We start from the raw sequence: 16,209 nt of genomic DNA, 5'->3' as shown, positions 1-16,209 counted from the left end.
GACAAAGTTAATCAGTTTTCTTTGCTCACTTTGTCTAACCAGGCTTTTTCTTCTGCACTAAGGCTTTGATAGCCTTTTTCGTTGATTTTATCCAATAGCTGATCCAGCCTGGACTGGCTGTTATCGTCCGTTTTCTTCACTACTTTCAGCGGTGATTTTTTGGGTTTGAATTTACGGGTCATCTGTCGGCTTTCCCGTCTGGTACTGGCATCAAACAGCCATATCAGCGGTTGGCAGATATCAGTACCGGCCTGTAAGATGCGTACATAGAAGAAACCCAGCAGGGAGCCGCCCATATGTGAAATCAGTCCTCCTATGTTGCCATTAGGGATAGAAATCAAACCCAGTACCACCAGTGCCAGTGCCAGCCACTTCAGTTTTACGCTGCCAAGGAACATCAGCCCTATTTCATAGTTGGGCATCAGCGTGGCTGCGGCCACCAGGATACACATGATCGCTGCTGAAGCACCCACCATCGTACTACCCATATAAGCGGGAAACAAAGCACTGCTTAACAGGTACAGCAGGCCGCCGGCAATACCGCCCAGCAGATATAAGGGGAGTACCCGCTTATTACCCAGGAAATCACGGAAAAGGTTACCAAACCAGTAAAGATTGATCATATTAAACAACACGTGAAATATTTCCTCGTGTGTAAACATATAGGTGATCAGCCCCCATGGCTTTAATATAAAGGCACTCAGCGGCACATGCATGGCCAGCTGATCAAATGTCCATATATAAGGAGCGGGTTGTTTGGTCAGAAAAGCAATAAGACGTAGAATATTGATCCCCAGAAAAACAACAATGTTCCAGAATAACAAATAGTTCACTGTATTACCTTGCCTGAGCCAATAGCGAATGTCCGATTGAAAAGAGGTCCCGTTCATATACACAAATTAAAATAAAATCCGGGATTAAATAATAGTAATTAACATTTTGAATGAAGGAAAAATAAGCCGGTTTACTGCAAATAAATGACAACTCGCTCTTCCTGGTATATCAACAATAAATCTGTCTTCTGGTTGCTTTTACGTCAAAAAAAATGCCTGATTACACAGTTTAATTTTTTATTGTAGTATAAATATTAATAATACATTTAAAAAATATCTGAAAACTGCGCCCAATACGACAGCGGATAGCGTTTTTCTTCAATAAAAATGTGGATAAACAGGTATTTTTTCGTATTTTTGCCGTCCCATAAAACAGGGAGTCCGGGTATTCCGGATTAAATTTTAAATTTTTTATGAGCGAAAACATCATTCCTAACGAACAAAACGCTGAACAACAGGCTCCGCAAGCAGTTGCGGTTGAAACAGCGACACCAAAGGCTCCTGTAGCTGTAGTTGAAACCGCACATGACGATTTCGACTGGAGCGTTGACAAACGTAACGTTTCTTCTTACAGCAAAGAAGAAAAAGAAAAGTACGACCTGACTTACGACAGCACTTTCAAAGTGTTTGAAGAAAACAGCCTGCTGACAGGTACTGTTGTAGGTTTAACCAACACAGACGTAGTTATCAACATCGGTTTCAAATCTGATGGTTTGATTTCTCTGAATGAATTCCGTGATTTACCAGGTCTGAAGATCGGTGATGAAGTGGAAGTGCTGGTAGTAGAAAAAGAAGACCGCGATGGTAACCTGCACCTGAGCCGTAAACAGGCTCGCCAGAAACGTGCATGGGAAAAAATCGTGGAAGTTTACAAAACAGGCGAAGTGGTTACTGGTACTGTTACCAGCAAAACCAAAGGCGGCTTGATCGTAGACGTGTATGGTATGGAAACATTCTTACCAGGTTCACAGATCGATGTGAAACCAGTTACCGATTACGACCAGTTTGTAGGCAAAACTATGGAGTTCAAGGTGGTGAAAGTAAACGAAACCATCCGCAACGCCGTTGTTTCCCACAAAGCGCTCATCGAAAGCGATATCGAACAACAGAGAGTGGATATCATCAGCAAACTGGAGAAAGGCCAGGTGCTGGAAGGTACTATCAAAAATATCACCGACTTCGGTGCATTCATCGACCTGGGTGGTCTGGACGGCTTACTGTATATCACAGATATCAGCTGGGGCCGTATCTCCCATCCGAGCGAAGTACTGCAGATGGATCAGAAAATCAACGTTGTTGTGCTTGACTTCGATGACGAAAAACGTCGCATAAGCCTGGGCTACAAACAACTGACTCCGCATCCATGGGATACTTTACCAGCTACTATCACCGAAGGTGCTAAAGTAAAAGGTAAAGTTGTAAACATCGAAGATTACGGTGCATTCCTGGAAATCATGCCAGGTGTTGAAGGTCTGGTTCACGTTTCTGAAATCTCCTGGGCTTCTACCCCTATCAACGCTAAAGAATTCTTCAAATTAGGAGAAGAATACGAAGCAGTGGTAGTTACCCTGAGCAAAGACGAGCGCAAAATGAGCCTGTCTATCAAACAACTGACAGAAGATCCATGGTCTACTATCGAAACTAAATTCCCAGTTGAAAGCCGTCACAAAGGAATCGTGAAAAACATCACTCCTTATGGCGTATTCGTTGAACTGGAAACCGGTATCGGTGGTATGATTCATATCTCTGACCTGAGCTGGATCAAACGTTTCAATCACCCATCCGAATACACTAAAGTAGGTAGCGAAATAGATGTAGTAATCCTGGGTATTGATAAAGACAACCGCAAACTGAGCCTCGGTCACAAACAGATCGAAGAAGATCCATGGAACACCTTCGAAACCATCTTCCCAATCAACTCCGTACACGAAGGTACTGTTGTGAAGAAAGATGATAAAGGTGCTACTGTTCAACTGCAGTACGGTCTGGAAGCTTACGCTCCTGCTCGCCACCTGAGAACTGAAGATGAAAAACCAATCAACGTTGAAGACGTGAAAGAATTCATGATCATCGAATTCGATCGCAGCGAAAAACGTATCCTGGTTTCTCATACCAGAGTTTGGGAAAAAGCACAGGCTGAAGAAAAACAGGCTGTAGTGAAAGAGAAGAGAGACGAAGCGGACAAAACCCGTAAAGCAGTGAAAAACATCCAGGGTAAAGTAGAAAAAGCTACTTTAGGTGATCTGGGTGCTTTAGCTGAACTGAGAGAAAAACTGAAACAATCTGAAGGCGGCGAAGAAAAAAGCGCGCAATAAGATCCGGTTTCATTAAATAATAAATCCCGCTCTGAGTAACATCAGAGCGGGATTTTTTTTGTCTTCGGATTATTCAAAAATCGCGACCACCCGTGCCGGTGCGGCACTGGCGCCTTTTATCTTCAACGGAAACACGCTCACCTTAAATCCGGAAGCAGGCAACGCCCCCAGGTTTACCAACTGCTCCATATGACAATACTCCTTCTGCTGGCCCACCAGGTGTGCCTGCCAGAAGTAATCATCCTTTTTCTGCGCCTTCGCCTGCTCCGCCATGTATTTCAGCGGCAGATCAAAGCCCCATTGATCAATTCCCATCACTTTTACGCCCTGGTCAATCAGCCAGTGTGTGGCAGCAGCACTCATACCGGTGCCACGCATCGGGTACTCCCGGGTGCCAATATATTTATCACGACCAGTATAAATCAATACAATCGTGCCCGGTGAAATCACCGCACCGCTTTTTTCAAGATCCGCACGTATATCCGCTACCGTTATTTCTTCTAAATCGGCTTTATGAGTCATGTTCAGCACTACGCCAGGACCATAACACCATTCCAGTGGTATCTCATCAATTGTTTTTGCCGGTTCGCCATTAACGGTTGGTCCGTAGTGCCAGGGAGCATCTATGTGAGTGGCAGCATGTACGCCCATGCCGAGAATTTTATCATCAGCCCAGCCTTCAAATCCTTTGGGGAAAAGCTTTGCAGGCAGCCCAATAAAAAAGCGGATCAACCCCTTACTTTGTTTATGCGTTTTGTGCTTTATTTTGATCCGCATAAACCAGGGATCCTGCTTGTTGTAGGAGATGGTTTTAGATAGGTCTACTATTTTCATGATGTTGTTTGGAAGATGGTATGTGGTGGTTTTTATCTCATAAAGATGACCAACAAAATACCATCTTCCAAAAACTATTTTATTGTCTATTTCATCAATAATGCTAACCGTGCATCATTAAATTCAAGAAGACTGTCGAGCTGCAAATTAGCCAGCGCATAGCGCGGATCCTTTCTGTTATGGGCTTCGGGCACCACCACCGTAGTCATACGTGCCGCCTTGGCCGCTATCATACCGGTCACGGAATCTTCAAAAGCAATACAATCCAGTGGATCACTGCCCAGCGCTTTGGCACAGGCCAGGTACACTGCCGGATGGGGTTTGCCATAGTCCTCAAATTCTGCTGAATACACTGCCTGGAAAGCGTCTTTGATCTGCAAATGTTCCAGTACCGCATTGATCAGGCGCAGGGGCGAAGAAGAAGCCAGACCTATTTTGAATTCCTTCTCTTTAAAATACGGAAGGATATAAGGCAAACCTTCCATAGCCGCACCTTCGGCGATGATCTTCGCAATCACACTGTCAATAATTTCATTCACTACCTGTTCGGCACCCTTTCCTTCCCACTTATAATAGTTATGCCAGTAACTCACCACTTCTTTGGTCCGCAGTCCGGTGGTTAAATGGGTCAGCTCAGGAGAAAGCTGAACACCTACCGTGGCAAATACTTCCCGTAAAGCAACACCCCACAAAGGTTCTGAGTCTATCAGCAGGCCATCCATATCAAATATTACCGTATCTATCATATACATCCATCTTTTATGCGCGGCAAAGATAAGAAGTTATGCGGGGAGATGGCAGTGAGTAAGGTGCGCCAATTTGCATTTATCCCCTGGCGGGCCAACAACGGAAAGGGGAGAAATCAGGCTCCGCCCACCCCAAATGGGGCTCATTATCCTGATCTCCTATAACAAAAAGTTATACCGGATAAAATTTGGTTATCACCCCACTGCGTCTTTTTACAGTCCCGCGCCTGCTAATCTCTTTGCAGTAGCCTGTTTTCATCAATTTTTACATGCGGCACCGCACCACCCGCCAATTTCCCCCTTTTTTGGGCCTTATTATATTCCTAAAAAAGTTTTGGAAAGACGGGCTGCATTTCTATCTTTGTATTACTCTACTAAAATTATAGGGAATATGGGTAATGAATTGAAAATGTGTCGCAGTAATAGTTGTTGTAATACAACACCTGCGAGGCGCGTGTAATAAAGAATACCAGTGATCAGCTTACTGTAAATCATCATTATACGAGGCCTCCGCAAATATCCGGGGGCCTTTGATTTTAAGGGAAAACGACCAACATCCCCAACCAGAAGAACAAAAATTGCTTTTACCACCACCTGAAAATACATTTTATGCAAAGCTTCAGAACAGAACTAGAAAATCCGATAGTAGAACAAGATATTATAGACCTGGAGAAGAAGATTCGCCTGTTCCGCGAAGGCGCCATTTCGGATGAAAAATTCCGTAGCCTCCGTTTGGCAAGAGGGGTGTATGGTCAGCGTCAGCCTGGTGTGCAAATGGTGCGCATCAAATTACCATACGGTAAAATGACCCTGCAACAATGGAACCGCATCACTGAAATTTCTGATGAATATGCTACCAGTAATCTGCACCTGACTACCCGCCAGGATGTTCAGATTCACTACGTAAGCCTGGAAAGAACACCCGAAATGTGGTCTAAACTGGAGCTGGATGATATCACCATCCGCGAAGCCTGTGGTAATACCGTACGTAACGTAACTGCTTCAGATCGCGCTGGTATTGATCCGGAAGAACCATTTGATGTAACGCCTTACGCAGATGCTACTTTCCGCTACTTCCTCCGCAACCCGGTAAGTCAGGAAATGGGACGTAAAATCAAGATCTCTTTTTCTTCCTCTGAAAAAGATACTGCCTGGTCGTTTATGCACGATTTCGGCATGATCCCTAAAATAAAAATTATAGACGGCAAAGAAGTACGTGGCTTCAAAGTACTGGTAGGCGGCGGTTTGGGCGCACAACCCTTCCTCGCTAAAACCGTATACGAGTTCCTCGAAACAGATCTGCTCATTCCTTATATCGAAAATGTACTGCGCGTATTTGACCGCTACGGGGAAAGAACCAGCAGGAATAAAGCCCGCATGAAATTCCTCATCCAGAAGATAGGAATGGAAGAATTTGAACGTCTTGTTAAAGAAGAATATAAAGCAGTAAAGGTAAAAAGTGTACCGGTAGATGCCGATGCATGGGTAGCAACTACTCCTCCGGCCCCCGTTGCTGTACCTGCTTACAGCATAAAAGATGCTAAAAAATACGAAGCCTGGAAAGCTACCAACACCTTTGAACAAAAACAAAAAGGTTACTATGGTGCGTATGTGAAAATTACACTGGGTAATATCGGATCTGCTATCAGCCGCAAGCTGATTGAGGCCCTCCGCCCTGTAATTGCAGACGATGTCAGGGTCACTGCTAACCAGGGACTGTTGCTGAAATTTATTCAGCCGGCAAATCTGCCTTACGTTTTCAGCGTACTGGAAGATGCAGGCTTTGCAGAACCAGGGTTCGACAGTATCGCAGACATTACTGCCTGCCCCGGCACCGATACCTGCAACCTGGGTATTTCCAGCAGCACTGGTATTGCCAAAGTATTGGAAAATGTAATTACGGATGAATTTCCTGACCTGGTATATAATAAAGACATCAAAATAAAGATCAGCGGATGTATGAACTCCTGCGGTCAGCACGGTATTGCCAGCATCGGTTTCCATGGCAGTTCTATGAAAGCCGCCGGTAAAGTATTACCCGCCCTGCAGGTACTCCTGGGTGGTGGTATCGTAGGGGATGGCGTTGGCCGTGTGGCAGATAAAGTGATTAAAGTGCCCAGCCGCCGTGGTCCGGACGTATTACGCAGCCTGCTGCACGACTACGAAATCAATGGACTGGAAAATGAATTGTTTAATGAATATTACGATCGTCAGGGAGAAAAATATTTCTATGAACTGCTGAAACCATTGGCAGACCTCAGTGCTGTTACAGCCGGCGATTTTGTGGATTGGGGCCAGGCACAGGATTACGCTACAGCAATTGGTGTAGGAGAGTGTGCCGGTGTGATCATTGACCTGGTAGCAACCCTGCTGCTGGAAGCCGAAGAAAAACTGGAACTGAGCAGCGTTGCGATCATCAAAGGTGCTTATTCAGATGGTATCTACCACGCTTACTCTTCTTTCGTACAGGGAGCAAAAGCCCTGCTGCTGGGTGAAGCGGTAAGTGGTAATACACAAATTGGTATCATCAACGATTTCGATAAACACTTTGTAGCTACTGGTAAATTCAGCTTTGAATCTGATTTCAAAACTACGGTGCTGCAAATCAACAGCAACGAGGCTACAGAAAGTTTTGCGAAAACCTATTTCGAACAGGCGCAATCCTTTTACAACGCAGCACAGGTGTACCGTCAAAAAGCCAGCGAACTGGTACAGGCGTAATTTTTCATTCATCAAAACACGAACAACTCATGCAAAATATACAACCCAAACTCACATTGATAGGTGCAGGCCCAGGAGATCCGGAATTGATCACTGTTAAGGGGTTAAAGGCCATCCAGAATGCCAGGGTAATCCTTTATGACGCATTGTCCAGCAACGAATTGCTGGACCATGCGCCGGCTAACTGCCTTCGTCGCTTTGTAGGTAAACGCGCAGGCATGCACGTTTATTCACAGGATGAAATAAACAGGATGATTGTAAAATATGCACTAACTTATGGTAGCGTGGTACGCCTGAAAGGAGGCGACTCCTTTGTATTCGGCCGTGGCCAGGAGGAAATTGCTTTTGCTCAGCAGTTTGGGATTACCGCAGAAGTAATACCCGGTATTTCCAGCGCGATCTCTGTACCCGGTGTTAACAAAATTCCGGTAACAGCACGTAATGTAAGTGAAGGTTTCTGGGTAATTACCGGTAACACACAAAACGGAAATTTATCCCGTGACCTGGATCACGCTATCAGGGCCAATACGACCGTAATTATCCTGATGGGCATGAGCAAACTGTCGGAAATTGCACAGATCTACAGCGCAGCAGGAAAGGGGCATACCCCCGCTGCTATTATCCAGAATGGTACTTTACCTACCCAGAAAATGGGTGTGGGAAATGTGGAAGATCTCCTGGAAATAGCTGCTACGCATGATCTGCATAACCCTGCGGTACTGGTAATCGGTGAAGTGGTAAGTTTCCACGAAGCCTTCCAGGCCTTAAAGAGCAAGGTTTCAGAGGAACTTAAAATTGCCGTATAATGGAAGAAAATCAGTTATTCCCGGTGTTTTTCAAATTGCACCGTCTGCACGTACTCGTTGTAGGCGGTGGTAATATCGGACTGGAAAAAGCCAATGCCATGCTGGAAAATTGCCCCCAGGCAACCATTACAGTCGTGTCATTGGATTTTTTGCCTGAACTGGAAGCAATTACGCACCAGTATCCCAATATTACCCTGATTCAAAAATCGTTTTCCTGTGGTGACCTGCTGGGGAAAGACCTGGTAATAGCTGCTACTAACGACAAAGCCTTTAATTATCATGTATGGGAAAAAGCTAAAGGCAGCAAAGTGCTGATCAATGTGGCGGATACCCCTGAACTCTGTGATTTTTACCTGGGCTCTATTGTAAAAAAAGGAAATCTCAAGATTGCCATTTCTACCAATGGTAAATCACCCACTATCGCCAAACGCCTCAAACAGGTATTACAGGAAGCAATTCCGGATACACTGGATGAAGTGCTGAACAAATTATCACAGATCCGTGATAAACTAAGCGGCGATTTTGCCAGTAAAGTGAGAAAGCTGAACAGTATTACAGATGTACTGGTAAAGCCCGAAAGTGAAGGTGTATAATTATTTTTTAAGCAATTCCAGCAGCACCTGCGCCTGGTTGTTTGTTTCGTCTTTAGCCCCGTATAACAGTGTTACCCGCTGATGTTGCGCTCTCTTTTTAATAGCGGTCAACAATTCTTTTTTCTCCTGTAATTCATGTAGATATCTTGTTTTAAATTCAGCAAACTCCGCTGGGTCATGGTGAAACCATTTGCGTAATTCGTTGCTGGGCGCTATTTCTTTTGCCCATTCATCTACATGCGCCCGCTCCTTGGATATACCCCTGGGCCATAACCGGTCTACCAGGATGCGGTAGCCATCTGTATCTGCATAATCTTCATAAATGCGCTTGATCTGTAGCATACTTCATTTAACAAGTCAGGTAATAATATTGTTTTTTTTCGCTTTTATGAAATCGCGGAAATTGGATATCATTGTACTTATGAGTAATCAACAGGAAATAATTACAGCAACCGTAGATTTTGTGAAGAAGGAATTAGCAGGAGCAGAAGGAGGCCACGACTGGTGGCATATTTACCGGGTATGGCAACAGGCCAGGCACATTGCAGCAAAAGAAACCGTGGATCCGCTGGTAGTGGAACTGGGTGCGCTGCTACATGATATTGCCGATTCAAAATTTCACAACGGAGACGAAAACATAGGACCAGCAAAAGCAGTGGCATTCCTCCAAACATTGGCGGTGCCGGCGGATATCATCACGCATGTAGAAAATATTATCCGCCACATTTCTTTCAAAGGTGGCAACCAGGAAGTTAAATTTTATTCAACAGAATTAGGTGTGGTGCAGGATGCCGACAGACTGGATGCTATTGGCGCCATGGGTATTGCCAGGGCATTTAATTACGGTGGATTTAAAAACAGACTGATCTATGATCCGGCGGTACAACCTAATCTGCAGATGACGAAAGAAGAATATAAAAATAGTACGGCGCCCACCATTACACATTTTTATGAAAAGTTATTACTGTTGAAAGACCGGATGAATACAGCTACCGGTAAAGAGCTGGCAGCAGAAAGACATGCTTTTATGGAATTATTCCTGGAGCGGTTTTATAAAGAGTGGGAGGGAGAGATGTAATGTAAGAAGGGGATCGCCCTCGGCGATCCCCAACAAAACTAGATCTTCTCGAAGAACAGTGCTTTTAATTCATCTGCATCTTCCGGTTTCATTTTGCCACCAAGGATCAGTCTGAGCTGACGGCGACGCAAGGCACCTTCATATAATTTTTTTTCTTCTTCTGTATCTGTAATAATACCAGGAACCGGTCTGGAGTTGCCATTAGGATCCAGGGCTACAAATGTCATGAAAGCTTCGTTGGATTTATAGCGGTATTGCTGCACAGGATCTTCTCCCCATACTCTCATATGTACTTCCATAGAAGTTTTAAAGGCGCGGCTTACTTTAGATTCAATATGTACCACATTACCCAGTTTAATGGGATTTTCGAAGGAAATATTATCTACGGAAGCAGTTACTACGGGCGCACTACAGTGTTTCATGCAGGCCAGTGCGGCTGCAATGTCCATCCAGTACATCAAACGACCCCCCATCAGGTTACCGAAGGTGTTGGTATCATTCGGTAAAACCAGTTCGGTCATCTGTATCAGCGAGTCTTGAGCTCTCTTTGGCGTTAAAGTCATCTTTTATGTATTTCGGACGCAAATTTACTGTTTATATATTTATAGTTGTGTAGACATTTCCGGAAGTAAGCCTGCCGGATAAAGGTTTTTAACAAATAATTTCCCGTACTTGAAAATTCTTTAAAACGCCCTGTAGATAAGTGATGAGAGCTGAACATATTCTCCCAAAAATTAACAAACAAATAAAGTGATTATGTAAAAAACTTGGGAGCGAAGCAAATTTGTGTAACTTTGCATGACCTTCGGAAGTTGTTTACTTGATCGGTTTTACACCAAATGCAGTCCGGCACTTCCCCGTTTATAGGTCAAGTATTCTAAGCTGAATTTTAGTTTTTATGGCAAAATATATCTTCGTTACAGGAGGTGTTACATCTTCTTTGGGTAAAGGAATTATAGCTGCTTCACTTGCAAAATTATTGCAGGCACGCGGCTTTAGAGTGACTATTCAGAAATTTGATCCATATATCAATGTGGATCCGGGTACGTTAAACCCTTATGAACATGGTGAATGTTATGTAACGGAGGATGGCGCAGAAACCGATCTGGATCTCGGACACTACGAGCGTTTTCTGAATACGCCTACGTCTCAGGCCAATAATGTTACTACAGGCCGTATTTATCAGACTGTTATCAACAAGGAAAGAGAAGGTGCCTACCTCGGTAAAACCGTACAGGTAATCCCTCACATCACGGACGAAATCAAACGCCGTATCCTCCTGTTGGGCAAAGATGGTAAATTCGATATCGTGATAACTGAACTCGGTGGTACCGTGGGTGATATCGAATCACTCCCTTACATTGAGGCAGTTCGTCAGTTACAATGGGAACTGGGAGAAGAAGATTGCCTGGTAGTACACCTTACGCTCATTCCGTACCTGCGTGCGGCCAAAGAGCTGAAAACCAAACCTACGCAACACTCTGTGCGCCTGTTGAGCGAATACGGCGTACATCCGGATATTATCGTTTGTCGTACAGAAGAACCATTGTACCGCGATCTGAAAAAGAAAATTGCCCTCTTCTGTAATGTACAGGTAGATGCGGTGATTGAAGCCAACGATGTACCTACTATTTACGAAGTTCCCCTGGAAATGATGCGCGAGAAACTGGACGTTTCTGTGCTGAAAAGACTGGGATTACCTGTAGAAAAAGAGCCTGAACTCGTTAAGTGGCGCGAATTCCTGGATAAACTGAAATATCCTAAATCCAAGGTGACCATCGGTCTGATCGGTAAATATGTGGAATTACAGGATGCCTACAAATCCATCCTGGAATCCTTTATTCATGCCGGTTCCCTGAACGAATGCAAGGTAATTGTACAAAACATTCACTCTGAGCACCTGACACCTGAAAATGTATGCGAAAAACTGAAAAACCTTGATGGGCTCCTGGTAGCTCCGGGCTTCGGTCACCGTGGTATTGAAGGTAAAATAGTAGCTATTCAGTATGCCCGCGAAAATCAGCTGCCTTTCTTCGGTATCTGTTTGGGTATGCAGATGAGTGTGGTGGAATACGCACGTAATGTACTCGGCTGGAAAGATGCACATTCCGTGGAAATGAACCCTGATACTGCTCACCCGGTCATCAACCTCATGGAAGAGCAGAAGAAAGTAACCGCTAAAGGTGGTACCATGCGTTTGGGCGCTTATAGCTGCGAACTTACTCCCGGCACCAAAGCGGAAGAAATCTACGGCAAAACCACCATCAGCGAAAGACACCGTCACCGCTACGAGTTTAATAACGATTTCCTCAAAGATTTTGAAGAAGCGGGGCTGGTACTCTCCGGTAAAAACCCGGAAAGTGGCCTCGTTGAAATCATAGAACTGCCATCACATCCGTTCTTCGTAGGCGTTCAATTCCATCCGGAACTGAAAAGTACCGTGGAAAGCCCTGCACCGGTATTCGTATCCTTTATCAAAGCTGCCAAGCAATACGCTGAAAGCAAGAATGGTAAAGCGAAACTGGAAGAATCGATAGTGAAATAGCTTTTAGCTTTTAGCAGTTAGCTTTTAGATTATAGCGAATACTTATCCGCTATAATCTAAAAGCTAACTGCTAAAAGCTAAAGGCTAAAGGCTAAAGGCTAAACCCGCCCTGATCCTCAATTATATACACATTTCCTTTACTTATTTATTATTTTAACCGCAATTAACAGGGGTTTCACCTAAAAAGCATGGTCAATTCATAAAATCATGCTTACCTTTGCTGCCTAAATTTTAATTGCATTTCATGGATAGAAATTCGGTCATTGGGTTTTTACTGTTGGGCGTTTTGTTGGTAGGATATATATTCTTCAACCAGAAACAACAGGCAGGAGCCGCAAGGGAAAAAGCCAGGCAAGATTCCATAGCAGAACTTAACAAGCCTAAAACTACTCCGGTTGCAGATACAGCAAGTCTTGCTGCTGTTGCGAATGGTGGTCAGCTGGACTCAGCTCATCAGGCACTGTTGAGTGGAGAGTTTGGTACTTTTGCCGCTGCCGCCACCGGCAATGTGCAAAACACCGTATTGGAAAACGATGTGGTGAAAATCACCTTTTCCAATAAAGGAGGACAACCAGCAAGTGTACAACTGAAACAATACAAAACGTATGATGGTGCTCCATTAATGTTGCTGCAAAGCTCATTCGATCGTTTATCTGTTGAAGTGCCAGCCAGTTTAACCAAAGTACTGAACAGTGCTGATCTGTTCTTTACCGCCGGACAACCTCAGGAACTGGCAGGTGGCGTAAAGTCTATCGCTTACCGCCTCAATACCAGCAACCCTGCTGCATACCTGGAATTTATTTATGCCCTTAAACCTGGCAGCTACGTGGTAGACTATACCATACATGCAGTAGGTATGCAGGGACTGCTCCCAGGCAATCAGAACTATCTGACCCTGCAATGGAACAGCCAGGACGAAAAACAGGAACATGATATGCAGAACGAGCGCCTGAACAACCAGGTGCACTATATGCTGGAAAATGACAAGCATGATTACTTCACCCTGAACCGTACCAGCCACGAAAAGCTGGATCACAAAATCAAATGGGTGAGTGTAAAACAACAGTTCTTTAATACTACCCTGATCGCTAAAGGAGCGCTTTTCAATAACGCGGATGTAAATACCAAAGTACCTGAAAGCCCTAATATCGTAGGTCAGACATTTAGCACCATACAGATTCCGTATAACCGTGCAAATGACTTCTCTTTCCCAATAGAGATTTATTATGGTCCCAACCATTATAAAACACTGAAATCATTTGATATTGGTTTACAGAAAATCATCCCGCTGGGCACTGGTATCTTCGCTTTCGTGAAATATGTGAACATCTTTATCATTATCCCGGTGTTTAACTTCCTCAGCGGATTTATAGGTAACTATGGTATCATCATTATCCTGCTCACCCTCTTCATCCGCTTGCTGATAGCGCCTTTCACTTACCAGAGTTATGTATCTCAGGCTAAAATGAAAGTGCTGAAACCAGAAATTGATGAACTGAAAGCTAAATTTGGTGATGATCAGCAAGGCTTTGGCGTAGAGCAGATGAAACTGTTCAAGAGCGCTGGTGTAAACCCGTTAGGCGGATGTTTACCCGCTTTATTGCAGCTACCTATCCTGGTGGCGATGTACAGCTTCTTCCCATCTTCCATTGAGCTGCGTCAGGAAAGCTTCCTGTGGGCGAAGGATTTGTCTACTTACGACTCTATCCTGAACCTGCCGTTCGACATTCCTTTCTATGGCGGTCACGTGAGCTTGTTCACCATCCTCATGACCATTACCAGCTTGATCCTGGCGTTCTACAACCGTGGAATGACTGATCAAAGCAACCCGGTAATGAAGTACATGCCATATGTAATGCCCATCATGTTATTGGGTATCTTCAACCGCCTGGCTGCGGCATTGACCTTCTACTACTTCCTGTCCAACGTGATCAGTATCCTGTTGCAGTTTGTTATTCAGAAGTTTATCATTARCCATGATAAAATCCACGCACAGATCCAGGAAAACAAGAAGAAACCGAAGAGCAAATCCAAATGGCAGGAGAAACTGGAAGAAGTGCAGAAGCGCCAGCAGGGAATGCAACAACAGCCAAAGAAAAAGTAGGATTAATACAATCTGAACAATTCAAACATAATTTTTAGCAGAAGGCTTCCCATTAAGGAAGCCTTCTCTATTTTTGAACGGATATGAAGAAGAGTTGGTTATTATTCATGTGCGCCGCAGGCATCTACACGGGCGCACTCGCACAGGATACCATTCCTGATGCCGCCCGGATTCAGGGCATCGTTAATTATCTGGCTTCCGATAAGCTGAAAGGCAGGGGCACCGCAGAAAAAGGAGGTATGAAGGCCAGCCGCTATGTGGCTAAACAGTTTAAGAAACTGGGCCTGCAAGCTGTAAATGGCAGTAGCTATTTCCAGGATTTTACCTTCGATAAAAAAGCGCATAAGGATATTCCGAGCCGCAATGTCATTGGTTTCCTGGATAACGGTGCCGCACGCACGATTATCATCGGTGCACACTACGATCACCTGGGCACCGCTGCTTTATTTGACGGAAAGTACCCGATAGGAGCCATCCATAACGGGGCAGATGATAATGCTTCTGGCGTAGCTGGCTTGCTGGAACTGGCGCGTCATTATGTGAAAAATAAAGGGAAGGAGCCATTTAATTTCCTTTTTATAGCATTTGGGGGAGAAGAACTGGGCTTACAGGGTTCTAAGTATTATACTGCCCATCCGTTGATGCCACTGGATAAGATGCATTTCATGCTCAATATGGATATGATCGGCCGCTATAATCCGGAAAGAGGTATTGGTGTAGGGGGCTATGGCAGCGCAGAAGAATGGCCGGCTGTTTTCAAAGATGTACAGCAACCAGGCATTAAATTCTTTACAGATGCCGCCGGCAAAGGCGCATCTGATCATCATAACTTTTATGTAAATGGTGTTCCGGTAATGTTTTTCCATACCGGCGGACATGACGATTATCACAAGCCTACAGACGATGCGCCGAAATTACAGGCTGCCTCAGAAGCCAGCATTCTGCAACTGGAAATACAGTTGATTGATCGTGCAATGGCTTTCCCGGTATTACATTATGTAGGGGAGAAGGGCTAGGCAACGAGTTCCACCTCATATACGGGACTAAAAAGATACCATCGGTGAGACGCTACCTCTTCACAGCGGTAGCGTTTTCTTATTTTTTCCCCCCGCCGGAATACACGCCCGTCTTTGGTTTTAAACAAACCATTTAAAGGCACCTGCTCTATAAAAAAGTGATTTTCTTTCTGCTGATCATACTTCTTCAGCACACGCATCAGATGTTCATCTGCGCAGGAGCTGGCAGCAGGATTGGTCATACTTTGACGCACGGCCAGTTCCACATCCGGTGGGAGCAGGCTTTTGCCTACAAATCCATGCAATATAAAAGTGAACTCCTGTTTCCATTCCTTTCCATGCGATGCCACGCGGTTGGCATATTTGTTAAAGGTGGTCAGGTGTGCAATTTCATGCAGCAGCGTAAGCAGAAAGGCATATTTATTCAGGGAACCATTGATGCTGATCCTGTGCCCTTTACCCTGTCCATCAGGGTGACGGTAGTCGCCAAGTATACTGGACCGTTCACGGGTAACGGTCAGATGTACCTTGTAGGTGGTTAGAAAATCCATTACCTGGCCGAAGGTGCCTTCGGGTAAGTAGGACGCTAAAGCATTCAGGGGCGCCTCTTTTTTCAAA

The 16,209-nt window shown here is 44.6% G+C and carries 14 protein-coding genes; 8 read left to right on the top strand and 6 right to left on the bottom strand.

The features are described 5' to 3' along the window. Positions 1-11 precede the first annotated feature (11 nt). Positions 12-890 carry a rhomboid family intramembrane serine protease gene (locus AC1DP6_RS20245; RefSeq protein WP_477056452.1) on the bottom strand — a complete coding sequence of 293 codons (879 nt, stop codon included), beginning with the start codon at positions 888-890 and terminating at the stop codon, positions 12-14. Positions 891-1,246: 356 nt separating this feature from the next. On the opposite strand from AC1DP6_RS20245, the gene rpsA reads away from it, so the two are divergent. After that, positions 1,247-3,148, top strand: a complete 1,902-nt coding sequence (gene rpsA, locus AC1DP6_RS20240; protein ID WP_441577443.1) for a 30S ribosomal protein S1 — start codon at positions 1,247-1,249, stop codon at positions 3,146-3,148. A 69-nt stretch (positions 3,149-3,217) separates the two neighbouring features. On the opposite strand, the gene AC1DP6_RS20235 is transcribed toward rpsA, so the two are convergent. Together AC1DP6_RS20235 and hxpB are read right to left on the bottom strand one after the other, a co-directional pair. Continuing rightward, a complete protein-coding gene (locus AC1DP6_RS20235; protein WP_477056451.1) occupies positions 3,218-3,982 on the bottom strand; it encodes a cyclase family protein in 765 nt (254 codons plus the stop codon). 86 nt (positions 3,983-4,068) lie between these two features. Further along, positions 4,069-4,728, bottom strand: coding sequence for a hexitol phosphatase HxpB (hxpB, locus tag AC1DP6_RS20230; protein ID WP_477056450.1), 660 nt, complete (start codon positions 4,726-4,728; stop codon positions 4,069-4,071). A 609-nt stretch (positions 4,729-5,337) separates the two neighbouring features. On the opposite strand from hxpB, the gene AC1DP6_RS20225 reads away from it, so the two are divergent. Genes AC1DP6_RS20225 through AC1DP6_RS20215 form a run of 3 tightly spaced genes read left to right on the top strand, consistent with a single transcriptional unit; the run spans position 5,338 to position 8,848 of the window. Beyond that, on the top strand, positions 5,338-7,449 hold the full coding sequence (locus AC1DP6_RS20225; protein WP_477056449.1) for a nitrite reductase: 2,112 nt from the start codon (positions 5,338-5,340) through the stop codon (positions 7,447-7,449). 29 nt (positions 7,450-7,478) lie between these two features. Next, on the top strand, positions 7,479-8,255 hold the full coding sequence (gene cobA / locus AC1DP6_RS20220; protein WP_477056448.1) for a uroporphyrinogen-III C-methyltransferase: 777 nt from the start codon (positions 7,479-7,481) through the stop codon (positions 8,253-8,255). Then, positions 8,255-8,848 (top strand): precorrin-2 dehydrogenase/sirohydrochlorin ferrochelatase family protein, encoded by a 594-nt coding sequence (locus AC1DP6_RS20215; RefSeq protein ID WP_441577438.1) that lies wholly within the window; start codon positions 8,255-8,257, stop codon positions 8,846-8,848. Before cobA ends, AC1DP6_RS20215 begins: the two co-directional genes overlap by 1 nt. Here AC1DP6_RS20215 and AC1DP6_RS20210 read toward each other — a convergent pair whose 3' ends face one another. Next, positions 8,849-9,190 carry a DUF488 domain-containing protein gene (locus AC1DP6_RS20210; protein WP_477056447.1) on the bottom strand — a complete coding sequence of 114 codons (342 nt, stop codon included), beginning with the start codon at positions 9,188-9,190 and terminating at the stop codon, positions 8,849-8,851. Between the two features lie 79 nt (positions 9,191-9,269). Between AC1DP6_RS20210 and AC1DP6_RS20205 the strand changes: the two genes are divergently transcribed. Next, positions 9,270-9,926 (top strand): HD domain-containing protein, encoded by a 657-nt coding sequence (locus tag AC1DP6_RS20205; protein ID WP_477056446.1) that lies wholly within the window; start codon positions 9,270-9,272, stop codon positions 9,924-9,926. Positions 9,927-9,964: 38 nt separating this feature from the next. Here the strand turns inward: AC1DP6_RS20205 and AC1DP6_RS20200 are convergent, their stop codons facing one another. Next, positions 9,965-10,489 (bottom strand): acyl-CoA thioesterase, encoded by a 525-nt coding sequence (locus AC1DP6_RS20200; protein ID WP_441577435.1) that lies wholly within the window; start codon positions 10,487-10,489, stop codon positions 9,965-9,967. Positions 10,490-10,824: 335 nt separating this feature from the next. On the opposite strand from AC1DP6_RS20200, the gene AC1DP6_RS20195 reads away from it, so the two are divergent. The 3 genes from AC1DP6_RS20195 to AC1DP6_RS20185 all read left to right on the top strand — a co-directional run bounded on the left by AC1DP6_RS20195 (position 10,825) and on the right by AC1DP6_RS20185 (position 15,591). Beyond that, positions 10,825-12,471: a CTP synthase gene (locus AC1DP6_RS20195; protein WP_441577434.1), complete on the top strand. Its 1,647-nt coding sequence runs from the start codon at positions 10,825-10,827 to the stop codon at positions 12,469-12,471. 244 nt (positions 12,472-12,715) lie between these two features. After that, positions 12,716-14,575 carry a membrane protein insertase YidC gene (gene yidC, locus AC1DP6_RS20190; protein ID WP_477056445.1) on the top strand — a complete coding sequence of 620 codons (1,860 nt, stop codon included), beginning with the start codon at positions 12,716-12,718 and terminating at the stop codon, positions 14,573-14,575. Positions 14,576-14,658: 83 nt separating this feature from the next. Continuing rightward, positions 14,659-15,591, top strand: coding sequence for a M20/M25/M40 family metallo-hydrolase (locus AC1DP6_RS20185; protein ID WP_477056444.1), 933 nt, complete (start codon positions 14,659-14,661; stop codon positions 15,589-15,591). On the opposite strand, the gene AC1DP6_RS20180 is transcribed toward AC1DP6_RS20185, so the two are convergent. Beyond that, entirely contained in the window at positions 15,588-16,208 is a 621-nt protein-coding gene (locus tag AC1DP6_RS20180; RefSeq protein ID WP_477056443.1) for a SprT-like domain-containing protein, read from the bottom strand. The genes AC1DP6_RS20185 and AC1DP6_RS20180 overlap by 4 nt on opposite strands. Between the last annotated feature and the right edge of the window lies 1 nt (position 16,209).

The organism is Chitinophaga sp. 01L420 (genome assembly GCF_056399985.1).
The sequence above is the reverse complement of the archived record's forward strand: the minus strand, read 5'-3'. Positions and strand labels throughout refer to the sequence as shown.

Bases quoted from the DNA above. Each gene is read 5' to 3' on its own strand.
- hxpB (WP_477056450.1), bottom strand. From the start codon at position 4,728: ATGATAGATACGGTAATATTTGATATGGATGGCCTGCTGATAGACTCA.
- AC1DP6_RS20200 (WP_441577435.1), bottom strand. From the start codon at position 10,489: ATGACTTTAACGCCAAAGAGAGCTCAAGACTCGCTGATACAGATGACC.
- AC1DP6_RS20245 (WP_477056452.1), bottom strand. From the start codon at position 890: ATGAACGGGACCTCTTTTCAATCGGACATTCGCTATTGGCTCAGGCAA.
- AC1DP6_RS20225 (WP_477056449.1), top strand. From the start codon at position 5,338: ATGCAAAGCTTCAGAACAGAACTAGAAAATCCGATAGTAGAACAAGAT.
- AC1DP6_RS20205 (WP_477056446.1), top strand. From the start codon at position 9,270: ATGAGTAATCAACAGGAAATAATTACAGCAACCGTAGATTTTGTGAAG.
- AC1DP6_RS20195 (WP_441577434.1), top strand. From the start codon at position 10,825: ATGGCAAAATATATCTTCGTTACAGGAGGTGTTACATCTTCTTTGGGT.
- cobA (WP_477056448.1), top strand. From the start codon at position 7,479: ATGCAAAATATACAACCCAAACTCACATTGATAGGTGCAGGCCCAGGA.
- rpsA (WP_441577443.1), top strand. From the start codon at position 1,247: ATGAGCGAAAACATCATTCCTAACGAACAAAACGCTGAACAACAGGCT.
- AC1DP6_RS20210 (WP_477056447.1), bottom strand. From the start codon at position 9,190: ATGCTACAGATCAAGCGCATTTATGAAGATTATGCAGATACAGATGGC.
- AC1DP6_RS20215 (WP_441577438.1), top strand. From the start codon at position 8,255: ATGGAAGAAAATCAGTTATTCCCGGTGTTTTTCAAATTGCACCGTCTG.
- AC1DP6_RS20185 (WP_477056444.1), top strand. From the start codon at position 14,659: ATGAAGAAGAGTTGGTTATTATTCATGTGCGCCGCAGGCATCTACACG.
- AC1DP6_RS20235 (WP_477056451.1), bottom strand. From the start codon at position 3,982: ATGAAAATAGTAGACCTATCTAAAACCATCTCCTACAACAAGCAGGAT.